11 protein-coding genes are annotated in these 12,034 nt (G+C 71.8%); 5 read left to right on the top strand and 6 right to left on the bottom strand.

Features of this window, described 5'->3' with window-relative positions; translation table 11 throughout:
• Positions 1-102: 102 nt before the first annotated feature.
• The 3 genes from ABZS69_RS36935 to ABZS69_RS36925 are packed head-to-tail and all read left to right on the top strand — an operon-like array spanning position 103 to position 2,352.
• The gene (locus ABZS69_RS36935; RefSeq protein ID WP_355380247.1) at positions 103-759 is read left to right on the top strand and encodes a response regulator transcription factor; all 657 of its coding nucleotides are present in this window, start codon (positions 103-105) and stop codon (positions 757-759) included.
• On the top strand, positions 756-1,976 hold the full coding sequence (locus ABZS69_RS36930) for an ATP-binding protein (RefSeq protein WP_355380245.1): 1,221 nt from the start codon (positions 756-758) through the stop codon (positions 1,974-1,976). The genes ABZS69_RS36935 and ABZS69_RS36930 overlap by 4 nt, the downstream gene beginning before the upstream one ends.
• Positions 1,977-1,995: 19 nt before the next feature.
• Positions 1,996-2,352, top strand: a complete 357-nt coding sequence (locus ABZS69_RS36925; RefSeq protein WP_355380243.1) for an arsenate reductase family protein — start codon at positions 1,996-1,998, stop codon at positions 2,350-2,352.
• Positions 2,353-2,364: 12 nt separating this feature from the next.
• On the opposite strand, the gene ABZS69_RS36920 is transcribed toward ABZS69_RS36925, so the two are convergent.
• The 3 genes from ABZS69_RS36920 to ABZS69_RS36910 form a co-directional block, all read right to left on the bottom strand.
• Positions 2,365-2,856, bottom strand: a complete 492-nt coding sequence (locus tag ABZS69_RS36920) for a hypothetical protein (protein ID WP_355380241.1) — start codon at positions 2,854-2,856, stop codon at positions 2,365-2,367.
• 59 nt (positions 2,857-2,915) lie between these two features.
• Positions 2,916-4,493 (bottom strand): MFS transporter, encoded by a 1,578-nt coding sequence (locus ABZS69_RS36915; protein ID WP_355380239.1) that lies wholly within the window; start codon positions 4,491-4,493, stop codon positions 2,916-2,918.
• A 168-nt stretch (positions 4,494-4,661) separates the two neighbouring features.
• The gene (locus ABZS69_RS36910) at positions 4,662-5,318 is read right to left on the bottom strand and encodes a methyltransferase domain-containing protein (protein WP_355380237.1); all 657 of its coding nucleotides are present in this window, start codon (positions 5,316-5,318) and stop codon (positions 4,662-4,664) included.
• Between the two features lie 132 nt (positions 5,319-5,450).
• Between ABZS69_RS36910 and ABZS69_RS36905 the strand changes: the two genes are divergently transcribed.
• Both ABZS69_RS36905 and ABZS69_RS36900 read left to right on the top strand, forming a co-directional pair.
• Positions 5,451-7,331, top strand: a complete 1,881-nt coding sequence (locus ABZS69_RS36905; RefSeq protein ID WP_355380236.1) for a protein kinase — start codon at positions 5,451-5,453, stop codon at positions 7,329-7,331.
• Entirely contained in the window at positions 7,328-9,061 is a 1,734-nt protein-coding gene (locus ABZS69_RS36900) for a protein kinase (protein ID WP_355380235.1), read from the top strand. Before ABZS69_RS36905 ends, ABZS69_RS36900 begins: the two co-directional genes overlap by 4 nt.
• Here the strand turns inward: ABZS69_RS36900 and ABZS69_RS36895 are convergent.
• From ABZS69_RS36895 to ABZS69_RS36885, 3 genes are all read right to left on the bottom strand, one after another.
• On the bottom strand, positions 9,058-9,900 hold the full coding sequence (locus ABZS69_RS36895; protein ID WP_355380233.1) for an SDR family oxidoreductase: 843 nt from the start codon (positions 9,898-9,900) through the stop codon (positions 9,058-9,060). The genes ABZS69_RS36900 and ABZS69_RS36895 overlap by 4 nt on opposite strands.
• Positions 9,901-9,995: 95 nt before the next feature.
• Positions 9,996-11,339 carry an IS607 family element RNA-guided endonuclease TnpB gene (gene tnpB, locus ABZS69_RS36890; RefSeq protein ID WP_355380231.1) on the bottom strand — a complete coding sequence of 448 codons (1,344 nt, stop codon included), beginning with the start codon at positions 11,337-11,339 and terminating at the stop codon, positions 9,996-9,998.
• Positions 11,336-11,929 (bottom strand): IS607 family transposase, encoded by a 594-nt coding sequence (locus ABZS69_RS36885; protein ID WP_355380229.1) that lies wholly within the window; start codon positions 11,927-11,929, stop codon positions 11,336-11,338. Before ABZS69_RS36885 ends, tnpB begins: the two co-directional genes overlap by 4 nt.
• Positions 11,930-12,034 lie beyond the last annotated feature (105 nt).

Here is a 12,034-nt window from a genome sequence, read left to right as displayed (position 1 = left end):
GCAATAGGGGCCGCTGTTTCCTCAGCGTTTCCGCCGGCGGCTTATTTTGACCAAATGCCGACTACGCCACACTCGGCTCCGTAGGCAGAAGAAAGGTGCACGATGCGGGTGCTGGTGGTTGAGGACGAGCTGCTGCTCGCCGACGCGATCGCCGAGTGGCTGCGTGAGGAGACGCACGCGGTCGATCTGGCGCATGACGGCGAGGCGGCGCTGGAACGGATCGCGGTCAACGACTACGACGTGGTCGTGCTGGACCGCGACCTGCCGCGCGTGCACGGCGACGACGTGTGCCGGGAGCTGGTGGCGTCCGAGCGCGACGCGCGGGTGCTGATGCTGACCGCCGCCGCCCAGCTCGACGACCGGGTCACGGGACTGTCCCTGGGGGCCGACGACTATCTGTCGAAGCCGTTCGCGTTCCCCGAACTGGCCGCGCGGGTGCTGGCGCTGGGACGGCGCTCGCGACCGGCCGTGCCGCCGGTGCTGCGCAGGGCCGGGATCACGCTGGACCCGGCGCGCAGGGAGGTCTTCAGGAACGGGCGGTTCGTCCCGTTGGCGAAGAAGGAGTTCGCCGTCCTGACGGAGCTGATGCGGGCGAACGGCAACGTGGTCTCGGCCGAGCAACTGCTGGAGAAGGCGTGGGACGAGCACGCCGACCCGTTCACGGGCGCGGTCAGGCTCACCATTCTCAAGCTGCGCCGCAAGCTCGCCGACCCGCCGGTGGTGGAGACCGTGCCGGGAGTCGGGTACCGGATCTCATGAGCTTCCTGAGACGGCTCGTACGCCCGCGGCCCACGCTGCGGCTACGGCTCACCCTGTTGTACGGGGCCGTGTTCATGCTCGCCGGGCTGTGTCTGCTCGGCGTCACCTACCTGCTGTTCAACCAGCAGCTGACGAACACGTTCGAGAGCAGGTTCGCCGCCCCGCCGGGCCGGTTCAAGCAGCTGATCTTCGTCGAGAACGGGGTCAAGCTCACCGGCGACGCGGCGTACGAGTGGCTGCGGCAGCAGGAGCTGAAGCTGCGCGGCGCGGCCGTCACGTCACTGCTGACGCAGGGCCTGATCGCGCTGGTCGTGGTCGGCGCCGCGGCCGTCCTGCTCGGCTGGGTGGTCGCCGGACGGGTGCTGCGCCCGCTGCACCAGGTCACCGAGACGGCGCGCAGGATCGCCGCCGCGCCCATGGCCGAGCGCGGGCTGCACGAGCGGATCGCGCTGGCGGGGCCGGACGACGAGGTCAAGACGCTGGCCGACACGTTCGACACCATGGTGGAGCGGCTGGACCAGTCCTTCGACGGGCAGCGCAGGTTCGTGGCGAACGCCTCGCACGAGCTGCGCACGCCGCTCACGCTGAACCGGGCGCTGGTCGAGCTGGCCATGCACCGCCGTACGGCCTCGGCCGAGATCAAGGATCTGGGCGAGAGCCTGCTGGAGATCAACGCCCGCCACGAGCGGCTCATCTCCGGGCTGTTGCTGCTGGCCAGGTCGGAGCAGGAGGTCGCGGACCGCTCCCCGGTGGACCTGGCCGACGTGGTGACGCACGTGGTCAGGCAGACCGCCGCGGACGCCCACGAGTCCAAGGTCACCGTGTACGAGGTCACCGCGCAGGCGCCCACCGCCGGGGACGCCCTGCTGCTCGAACGGCTGGTGCACAACCTGGTCGAGAACGGCATCCGGCACAACGTGGACGACGGGACCGGCTGGGTGCGGGTGGTCAGCCGTACCGTGGCCGGCGAATCGGGTGGGCTGGCCGAGGTCGAGGTCAGCAACACCGGGCCGAGCGTGCCGCCGTACGACATCCCGCAGCTCTTCAAGCCGTTCCACCGGCACGGGGCCGAGCGCGTGATCACGGCCAGGAGCGCGGGGCTGGGGCTGTCGATCGTACGGTCGGTGACGGTGGCGCACGGCGGGGACGTCAGGGCCCAGCCCCGGGAGGGCGGCGGCCTGGTCGTCACCGCGTCGCTGCCGCTCGCCCCCCATTAGCTCGGTACTGTCGGGTGTCATGGAGATCTGGATCAACCCGGCGTGCTCGAAGTGCCGCTCCGCGCTGTCCATCCTGGACGCCGAGGCCGCCGAGTACACCGTGCGCCGCTACCTGGAGGACCCGCCCAGCGCGGCCGAGATCGGCGCGGTCCTGGCCAGGCTCGGCCTCGAACCCTGGGACATCACCAGGACCGGCGAGGCGCGGGCGGCCGAGCTCGGCATGGACACCTGGCCGCGGGACGCCGACGCCCGCGACCGGTGGATCGGGGCGCTGGCGGAGAACCCGATCCTGATCCAGCGGCCGATCATCACGGCCGACGACGGGACGACGGTGGTCGGCCGGTCCGAGGAGGCCGTACGATCCGTCCTCCCCTGACCGGCCGCTCGGTCAGTTGACGCAGTCCTGGGTATTGAGGCCGAGCGCCATCTCGTAGACCTTGCCCTTCGAGAGCAGGAACGAGTAGTAGGCCTTGGAGTTGCCGGGGACGGCCGTGTACGGGTACCCGCTCGCCGCGGTCTTGACGCGGGGGTACGCCTTCTTGATCTGCTTGATCGTGGAGCCGAGGCCGATGCCCTCGGGCGTCTTGACCCCCTTCGCGGCGAAGATCACAGCGACGCCGCGCTTCTTGGAGATGTACAGGCCCACGCTGTCCTTGCCGCTGGGGAGGGCCTTCAGGTCCCAGCCCGAGCACGTGCCGTCCTGACCCGACGTCTTGGGCACAACCGCTCCGGTCGCCTTGGCCTGCTTCGCGCTCATGCCGAGCTTGACCTTGCCGTAGCCGTACGGCCCCAGCGTGGTAGCGGCGGACTGCGCGAGCGCGGGCGTGCCGGCGGTGAGCAGAGCCCCGCCTGCCAGGACGGCCACAAGCAGCTTCTTCACGATGATCTCCCCTGTGTCAAACGGTACGCATGCTTCGAGTGGCAAACCCGGCGGAAAGTTCAGCCGGGTTCGCTACGAATACGCCACACCGGCGGCGCGCACAACGTCACGGCCGTGAGGAGCACGGCCATCACCGCGCCCGCGCTCAGGACGGGCCCACTGCCTAAGAGCTCCGCCGCGGGGCCCGCCAGGCCCATGCCGACGGGCGCGGCCACGAGGGCGCCGAGCATGGTGACGGAGGTGGCGCGGGCAACGAACGCCTCGGGGAGGTGGCGCTGGATGGAGGTCGTCTGGAGGACGTTGTAGACGACCAGCTCCATGCCGGCGGCCACCGCGGCGAGCGCCAGTGCCCAGGTCTCGGCGGGGATCGCCAGCAGGGCCGGGAGCGGGGTGATCAGGAGGAAGAAGAGGAGCGCCGCGACCATGGGCCGCCCCGGCCGCCAGCGGGCCCCGACGAAGCCGCCGGCCAGCCCGCCGACGGCGTACGCGATGCCGATGGCCGACCAGGCCGGGGCGCCGCCGAGGTGCCGGTCGGCGATGTACGGGCCGAGGACCAGGATCGGGGAGACCACGAGCACGTTCGTGAGCGCGCTGTGGAGCGTCCACATCCACAGCCACCGGTGCCGGGAGAACTCCGCGATCCCACCGCCGATGCCGGCCAGCACGCCGCCGCTCGGACGCGGTCGTCCCGCCTCCAGAGGCAGGCGGTACAGGAAGGCCGCGCTCACCAGGAACGTCAGCGCGTCGACCAGGACGGCCCAGCCCGGCCCGACCAGCGCCACCAGGGCTCCGGCTGCGCCCAGCGCCAGGATCGACGCCGCGCTCCTGGAGATCGAGATCAGGGAGTTGGCCGCCTGCACGTGCTCCCTGCCCGCCAGCCCGGTGACGAGGCCCGCCGCGGCCGGGGCGAAGAACGCCGATCCGGCGCCGGCGACCAACTGCAGGGCCACCAGCATCCAGAGGTTCGCGGTGCCGGTGAGCAGCAGGAACGCGGTCATGCCGTGGGCGGCGAAGCGGGTCAGGTCGGCGAGCAGCATGACGGTCCTGCGGGAGAACCGGTCGCCGACCGCGCCGCCCAGCAGGGTCAGGAGGATGACGGGCAGCCGGGTGCTCAGGACCACGATCCCCAGGTCTGCGGGTGATCCGGTGAGGTGCAGCACGGCGAAGGCGATCGCCAGCGGGGTCAGCGAGTCGCCGAACGCGGAGGCGGTCTGGCCCAGGTAGTAGCGCCGGAAGTCGGTGGCCGCCAGCGGCGCGAACATCAGACGCACCGAGGCTCCTCGCCTACCTGCCTCGCGCTGCCCACCCGCGCCGGGATCGGGTTGGATGCCCGCCACGGCAGGAGCACCGGCATCGGGCGGGAGGTCGGCATCCGGCGGGAGGCCGGATGCCGGCGGGCAGTCGGCATCGGGCGGGAAGTCGGCATCCGGCCGAGCCTCGGCACCAGGCCGGACACCTGTGACGGCTGGAGCGTCGGTGACGGATCGGGCCCCGGCCTCCCGTCCGTTGGCTGTGGCGGCTGGAGCGGCGGCGTCAGGGTGCGGGGCCGTGGCGGGCTGAGCGTTGACCTCGGCGCCCATGGTGGGCAGGGCGTTCATGGCGGGCTGGGCGTTGGTCTCGGCGGCCGTGGTGCTCAAGGTGGGGTGGTGGGTGTTCGGTGTGTCGGGGGCGTGGGGCTGGGCTGGGCTTCGGTGGTTGTGATCGGACACCGTGCTCCCTTCCCCGCGTTCGCGTGACGTCGGCACACGCCCCTGGTGGCCGATCCGGGGACACTCTGCCAGGCCGCACCGACAGTTCCGGGAGGCTCAGGCCGGGGCGTAGTGCGCGTTGACGGCGGGCTGGCCGGTGTAGTTGGGGCCGGCCTGGTCGTCCGCGCCCAGGTAGCGGTACGGGAGGTCGAGGCGTTTGCGGCCCCGGCAGCTGATCCTCCTGGTACGCCCGTCGTACGTCATCCCTTGCGAGCGCAGCGCGGCGGTCAGGCGGCGGTCGGCGGGGGAGCCGTCCGGGAGGCGGATGCTCCGGGTGTCGAAGTTCGCGACGAAGAGGCCGTCTTCGGTGAGCCAGTCGGCGGCCTTCGCCAGGAGGGCGAGCTTGTCGCCGACGTAGTGCAGGCCGTGCACGCAGGTGATGAGGTCGAAGGGGGCCTCGGGGCGCCAGGTGGCGGCGGAGGCGGCGATCAGTCGCAGCCCCGGAGGTCTCGGCGGGCAGGCGAAGAAGTCGACCAGGTCCACGCCCACGATCTCGGCGTCCTGCCCGAGCAGGCCGGTGGCCTCGTTGAGGGCGTTCGCCGTACCGCAGCACAGGTCCAGCCAGCGCGCCGGTCGGGCACCCGTGGCGCGGAGCACGTCGACGACGTCAATGCCGAGCTCGCGGTTGTAGGAGGGGAGGCGGCGTTCGCGGTTCATGAGGCTGTTGGCCACGACGGGCGAGCCCTCCAGCTCGTCGTCCGTGGTCAGCGGCATGATCGCACCCTTCTGGCCGGGCCCCGAGTGGCCGGAAGGTTTCCGACAGATCCGGAACTTCGCCACAAATCCGTATGCAGTCGCTATCGTACGTAACGATCAGCCGCCCCCGTCTCAGGAGTCACTTCTCTCATGCCGCAAGTCGAACCGCTGCGGGAGGATGACCCGGCGCAGGTAGGGGAATACCGCCTGTTCGGGCGGCTGGGCGCGGGCGGTCAGGGGACCGTCTACCTCGGGCAGGCTCCCGGCGGGAGCCCCGTGGCGGTCAAGGTGCTGCGCGAGGGCGCAGGGTTCGACGACAGGCTGGCGAAGGAGATCGCGGCCGCGCGCCGGGTGGAGCCGTTCTGCATCGCCCAGGTGCTGGACGCCTCGCTGAACGGCCCGCGACCGTACATCGTGACCGAGTACGTGGAAGGCCCCTCGCTCCAGCAGGCCGGTCTCCATACCGGGGCCGACCTGCAGCGGCTCGCGGTCGCCACGGCCACCGCGCTGGCCGCCATCCACCAGGCGGGCATCGTGCACCGGGACTTCAAGCCCGCGAACGTGCTGCTCGGCCCCGGAGGACCGCGCGTCATCGACTTCGGCATCGCGCGCGCCATGGACGACGCCGTCACGCATACGAGCAGCATCGTCGGCACGCCCGCGTACATGGCGCCCGAGCAACTGGCGGGGCAGGCGGTGGGGCCGCCCGCGGACGTGTTCGCCTGGGCGTCGGTCATCGTGTGGGCGGCCAACGGGGCGCCGCCGTTCGGGCACGACACGCTGCCGGCCATCATCAACCGCATCCTCCACAACGAACCCCAACTGGGCGAACTCCCGCATCCGTTGCGGGGCATCCTGTACGAATGCCTGGCCAAGGATCCGCGTGCCCGGCCGACGATGCGGGATGTCATCCTGCGGCTGCTGAGCGGGCAGAATCCCGCCGGCGGCGGGCAGGGTCCTCAACCGCCACAGCACTTCTTCCAGCCGCCGGGATCGGGAACGCCTCAAGGGTTAGGGGCGGGGTCGGGAGCGATGCCCGGGGTTCCCCAGGGGATGGGGTCCGGTCCGATGCCAGGGTCCGCTTGGGGACCGATGCCCGGCCAGGGGCTGGCGCCGGGGCAGGGGCAGGGGTCGGGGCAGGTTCCTTGGCCGGGAAACGGACCTAGCCAAGGGCACGTTGCTGGGCCAGGGCCGGTTGCCGGGCCTGGGCACGGGCACGTTGGAGGACCAGGGCCGGGGCAGGTTGCGGGGCCGGGGCCAGGGCCAGGGCAGGTTGCGGGGCCAGGGTACGGGTCGATGCCGATGCAGGGGGCCATGCCGGGGCAGGGGCCGGTGGTGGGGGCCCGTGGGCGGGGGGCGGCGGGGCGGCGGATCGTGCTGCCGGTGGCCATCGGGGTGTCGGGGGTCATGGTGGTGGCGCTGGTCGGCGGTGTCGTCTGGCTGGCCCCCTGGTCGAAGCAGACCGGCGAGGCGTCGCTCGCCGCCGATGGGCCCAGCCCGTCCGCAACCACCCAGACCACGAAACACCGCACGGCCACGAGGACGCCGCCTCAGAAGACCCGCAAGCCCACCCGCGAACCCACGAACAAGAGCACCCCCAAGGCCACGCCGACGACGCCCTCGACGACGCCCGCCCCCAAGCGCACCACGGCCCGCCCGACCTCGACTCCCACCCCCATCAAGACCACCAAGAAGCCGGTCGCGAACACCAGGATCAGCGTTCTCGCGATCGAGCTGTTCGGCGGCCCGGGCCAGAGCCAGGGAAGCGGCTGCTACATGCCGCCGATCCACTTCCAGACCAACGTGGAGGCGTCCCGGCAGGAGGTGTGGGTCTCCTACACGTGGCTGCTCGACGGCAAGGCGGTCTCGCGGAGCAGATCCTGGGTGTCCAAGGGCGGGTACACCGCGTTCGCGTCGACCTCCGGCCAGTACATGCTCAAGGCCGGGCGCCACACGGTCGCCCTCAAGGTCACCTCTCCGTCAGCGGCGCAGAAGAGCATCTCGTTCAACGTCTGCGCCATCCCGACATGATGACGCCGGAGTCCATCGGCCCGTACCGGGTCGTCAAGCAGCTCGGCGAGGGCGGCCAGGGCGTGGTCTACCTGGCCACCGCCCCCGACGGCACCCGGGTCGCCGTCAAGGCGCTGCGCGAGGGGCTGCCGGGTGACGGGCGGTTCGCGAAGGAGATCGCGGCCGCGCGCCGGGTGGAGCCGTTCTGCATCGCGCAGGTGCTCGACGCCTCGCTGGGCGCGCGGCCGTACATCGTGACCGAGTACGTGGACGGCCCCTCGCTCCAGCAGGCCGGTCTCCATACCGGGGCCGACCTGCAGCGGCTCGCGGTCGCCACGGCCACCGCGCTGGCCGCCATCCACCGGGCCGGCGTGGTCCACCGCGACTTCAAGCCCGCGAACGTCCTGCTCGGGCGCGACGGGCCGCGCGTCATCGACTTCGGCATCGCCCGCGCGATGGACGCCGCGCTGACCCGTACCAGCAGCGTCGTGGGGACGCCCGCGTACATGGCGCCCGAGCAGTTCATGGGCGCGCCCGCGGGTCCGGCGGTGGACGTGTTCGCGTGGGGGGCCGTGATGGTGTACGCGGCCACGGGCGCCCCGCCGTTCGGCAACGACTCCGTGCCCGCGGTGCTCAGACGGATCCAGTACGAGGAGCCGCAGCTCGGCGGCCTCCCGCATCCGTTGCGGGGCATCGTGTACGCGTGCCTGGCCAAGGACCCGGCGGCCCGCCCGGCCATGCACGACGTCCTCTTCCAGCTCATCGGCGGCCAGGCACCCCCGCCGGCCCACGTCGCCTCCCCCGGTCCGGCAAGGCCGGGCTCAGCGCCCATGGGCCCAGGGCACGGGAGCTCGGGGCATGCGGGTCCAGGGCACGCAGCCCCAAGCCACGCAGGCCCGGGGCACGCAGGTCCGGGGCCGTTTCCGGGAGGGCCCGCGCATGGGGCCGTCCCCGGTCAGGCGCCTTTCCCGGGCGGGCCCGGTCCGAATCGGGGACCCGCGCAGCCCCCCGGCGGCCCCTTTCCCCATCAGTTGCCGGTCTCCCACCTCCGGACCAACCCCGGACGATCAACCTCCGGCAATCGGCTCATCCTCGCCTTCGTCGCCGGCGGGACCGCGGTCGTCGTGACCGGCGCCGTGGCGGCCGCCTGGGTCTGGGCGCCCTGGTGGCCCGGCCGGGCCACCACCGCCAACATCGTCACGGCCTCCACCCCCACCGCCTCCGACACGGGCGCCGGGGCCAAGGAACCCGCCAAGACCCCCAAGTCCCAGAAAACGCCCAAGACCTCCAAAACCCCCAAGGCCACCACCACGCCCCGCCCCACCGCGGAGCCCAGCGTCGGCCCCACGTCCAAGCCCACCACGAGGCCGACGAAGAGCCCCACGAAGAGCCCCACCACGAAGCCCAGCACGTCCAGACCGACCGCGACCAGCGGTGGCGGCGGGGTGAAGTCCGTGACCTTCACCTACGAGGGCTACCAGCTGAGCGGCTGCTGGCGAAACGACACGAACATCTGGGCCAAGGTCTCGGCCACGGGCACCTACAGCTACCGATGGCTCGTCAACGGCCAGAACCAGGGCAGGCAGGAGGGCACATCCTCGTCGAAACCCCTGCTGCCGTCCATCACGTGGAAGGGGGCCGGCACGTACAGCATCGTCTTCGAGGTGGTGACCCCCACGAGGTTCAGGAAGACCGCCTCGGTGAAGATCTGCAGCAACAGCGAAAGCTGGGGCGAGGAGTGGCCGGACTAGCCCTGCCCCTTGGCCAGGAGCTCTTCGAACATGGTCGCGGGGTGCCCGGTCAGCGTGGGGATCCCGTCGCCGACCCCCTCCAGCTCACCGGCCGCGATGGCCTGGTACGTCGACACCCATGCCGCCACCTGCCAGTCGGGCGCGTGGTAGCCGCGGCGGGACTCGTACGCCTCCTCGACCGTCTCCGGGTGGTACGCGACCGCCCGCCCGGTCGCCCCGGTCAGCGCGGCGGCCACCTCGTCCAGCGTCAGGGCCGCCGGCCCGGTGAGGTCGTAGGTCGCCCCCTCGTGCGCGCCCGGGTCCAGCAGGACCGCGGCCGCCGCCTCCGCGATGTCGTCCTGGGCCACCGCCGCGACCCGCCCCTGCCCGGCCGGGCCGCGGATCACGCCGTCCTCCCCCACCATTCCCGGCAGGAAGTCGGCGTACAGGTTGTCACGCAGGAAGGTGAACGGCAGGCCGCTGCCGCGGATGTGCTGCTCGGTGGCCCAATGGTCGCGCGCCAGGGTGAACGTGGCATCCGGGGCGGCGCCGTAGAACGAGATGTACACCAGGTGCGCGACACCGGCGTCGCGGGCGGCGTCCACGAACGTGCGATGCCGGTCGAGGCGGTCGGCGCTCTCCGACGCGGACACGAACAGCACGGTCGAGGCGCCTTCGAGGGCCCGCCGCATCGCGCCGGGGTCGCCGTACTCGGCGCTGACCGCGCTCGCGCCCGCGAGCGGGGCGACGCGGTCGGCCTGCCGTGAGACGAGCCGCTGCTCGACCCCTGCGGCGGCGAGCAGCGCGGCCACCCGCCCGCCGAGGCGGCCGGTGACACCCGTGGTGACGATGAAGCCCATGCCGTCACCCTAGTGCGCCCGGCGCTGTCAACCAGGCGTGCGTGCTCGTCCCAGCTGTCACCGTTACCTGAAATGTGATCGAATGCGAGCACAGGTCAGGCAGCCGTGACCTTGCGGCCCGGCGTTCCCCCTATCGGGGGTTCCCGCTTCACCGCCGACAGCCCACCCGGGGTGGGTCTTACACCGGCTCCACGAGCGTTTTGCGTCTCCCCGCAACTCTGGGCGACGTCGGCCGCGAGGGCGGCCAGATTACGTGCGGCGTTGACGTCCCGGTCGAGGACCAGGCCGCAGGCGGCGCATGCGTAGGTGCGCTCCGACAGGGCGAGCTTGGCTTTCACCGCGCCACAGCCGGAACAGGTCTTGGAGGAGGCGAACCAACGGCCGGCCACGATGAGCCTGCCGCCCCTCCAGGTGGTCTTGTAGGTGAGCTGCCGCCGCACCTCGGCCATGCCGACGTCGGCGATGGCGCGGGACAGGCGGCGGTTGGCGAGCATTCCCGACACATTGAGGTCTTCCACCACGACTGTGCCGTAGGTGGCGGCCAGGCGGCTGGTGAGCTGGTGCAGGCCGTCGCGCCGCTGGCCAGCCACCCGCGCATGTGCCTTGCCGAGCGCGCCTTTGGTCTTGCGCCAGCGGGCCGACGCCTCACGCCTGCCCCCGCTCGGGGTACGGGGGCCCTGGCGGCGAGCCAGTTCCTTGTTCAGTCTGCGTAGCCTGCGCAGCGCTGTGCGGTGGTGCTTGGGGTTGTCGATCGTCTCACCGGTGGACAGCACCGCCAGCGCCTTGACGCCGAGGTCCACGCCGACCACGGCATCAGGCTCGGCCGAGGCGTGGTCGGCCCGGTCGATCTGGCAGGTGAAGGAGACGAACCACCGGCCGCCCTCGTACCGGACGGCGGCTGACATGATCCGCCCCGTGCCGCGCTCCAGGTGCCGGGCGAGCTTGCGGGTCGACTCCGCGGTGCGGATTCTGCCCAGCCGGGGCAGCCTCACATGACGGCGATCAGCCTCCAGGCGGATGGTGCCGGTGGTGAACCGGCACGACAGTGCGGCGCGGTGCTTGGACTTGAACCGGGGAAACCCCAGCCGTTTGCCTTTCCGTTCGCCCTTGCGGGAATCCGACCAGTTCTTCAAGGCCCGCGCCAGGCCATCCAAGCCGCTGTTGTAGGCCTCTTTGGAGTTGTCCGCCCACCACGGTGCGACCGTGCCCTTGGCGATGTTCCACATCCTGCGCAGCGCGGGCAGCGACCAGGGCACCTCGGTCAGCAGGTCTCCGCTGATGCCGTAGGTCTTCTCCGCCTGCCGTTGATCGAGAGCGGCCTTGACCAGGCCCAGGCCCCAGTTGAACGCAAAGCGCGCCGCACCGCAGTGCGAGGCCAGCGCGCCCTCCTGCGAGGGGGTGGGGTCGAGCGCGTACCGGTAGGCCTGGACGACCTTCATGGGGTCTGCCGATCGGCGGCCTTGGTGGCGGTGAGCGCCCGCAGCGCCCGGTTGCGAGCCCCGGGCCGTCCGTACAGGCGCGCGCACATCGACGTCAACACCTCGATCATGTCGCGCACCAGGTCGTCGGGGGCCTCGCCGGGGGTTTCGCCGGGGTCGGCCACGACCAGGCGGCGGCCTTGGGCGGCCAGCGCCGCCTCCACGCATTCCACGCCGAACCTGGCCAGCCGGTCGCGGTGCTCGACGACGATGACCGGGATGGACGCATCCGCCAGCAGCCGCATCAGCTGGGGCCGCCGACCGTTCACCCCGGAGCCGACCTCGGTCACCGACGCCGCCACTCGCAGTCCGGCACCGGTGGCGAAAGAGGTCAGACGAGCGATCTGCCGGTCCAGGTCGGCGCGCTGATCGTGGGAAGACACCCGCGCATACAACGCGACCCCGCCCGAGTTCCCGGCAGCCGGGATGTCCACGACGATCGTGCCGGTGGGCAGACGGCGGGCCGGGACAGGCATCTTGCCCTCCCGGAACCACCGGTAAGCGGTCTGCGGGTGAATGCCCTGCGACCGCGCCCACTCAGCAAGCTTCACGCACTCATTGAAACATGCGTTCGCTCACGTTCGCTCACGTTCGCTCGCATTTCCCGAGCAGTTCGGAACCCCTCACCATCCCCGGGACCGGCCAGACCACGGTCC

It is taken from the genome of Nonomuraea sp. NPDC005650, from assembly GCF_040605375.1.
Taxonomy (GTDB): Bacteria; Actinomycetota; Actinomycetes; order Streptosporangiales; family Streptosporangiaceae; genus Nonomuraea.
This window is presented reverse-complemented; position numbering and strand designations above follow the sequence as displayed.

Excerpts from the sequence above, each read along its gene's own strand:
- ABZS69_RS36895 (WP_355380233.1), bottom strand. The coding sequence starts at position 9,900 with ATGGGCTTCATCGTCACCACGGGTGTCACCGGCCGCCTCGGCGGGCGG.
- ABZS69_RS36925 (WP_355380243.1), top strand. The coding sequence starts at position 1,996 with ATGGAGATCTGGATCAACCCGGCGTGCTCGAAGTGCCGCTCCGCGCTG.
- ABZS69_RS36905 (WP_355380236.1), top strand. The coding sequence starts at position 5,451 with ATGCCGCAAGTCGAACCGCTGCGGGAGGATGACCCGGCGCAGGTAGGG.
- ABZS69_RS36900 (WP_355380235.1), top strand. The coding sequence starts at position 7,328 with ATGATGACGCCGGAGTCCATCGGCCCGTACCGGGTCGTCAAGCAGCTC.
- ABZS69_RS36910 (WP_355380237.1), bottom strand. The coding sequence starts at position 5,318 with ATGCCGCTGACCACGGACGACGAGCTGGAGGGCTCGCCCGTCGTGGCC.
- tnpB (WP_355380231.1), bottom strand. The coding sequence starts at position 11,339 with ATGAAGGTCGTCCAGGCCTACCGGTACGCGCTCGACCCCACCCCCTCG.
- ABZS69_RS36935 (WP_355380247.1), top strand. The coding sequence starts at position 103 with ATGCGGGTGCTGGTGGTTGAGGACGAGCTGCTGCTCGCCGACGCGATC.
- ABZS69_RS36930 (WP_355380245.1), top strand. The coding sequence starts at position 756 with ATGAGCTTCCTGAGACGGCTCGTACGCCCGCGGCCCACGCTGCGGCTA.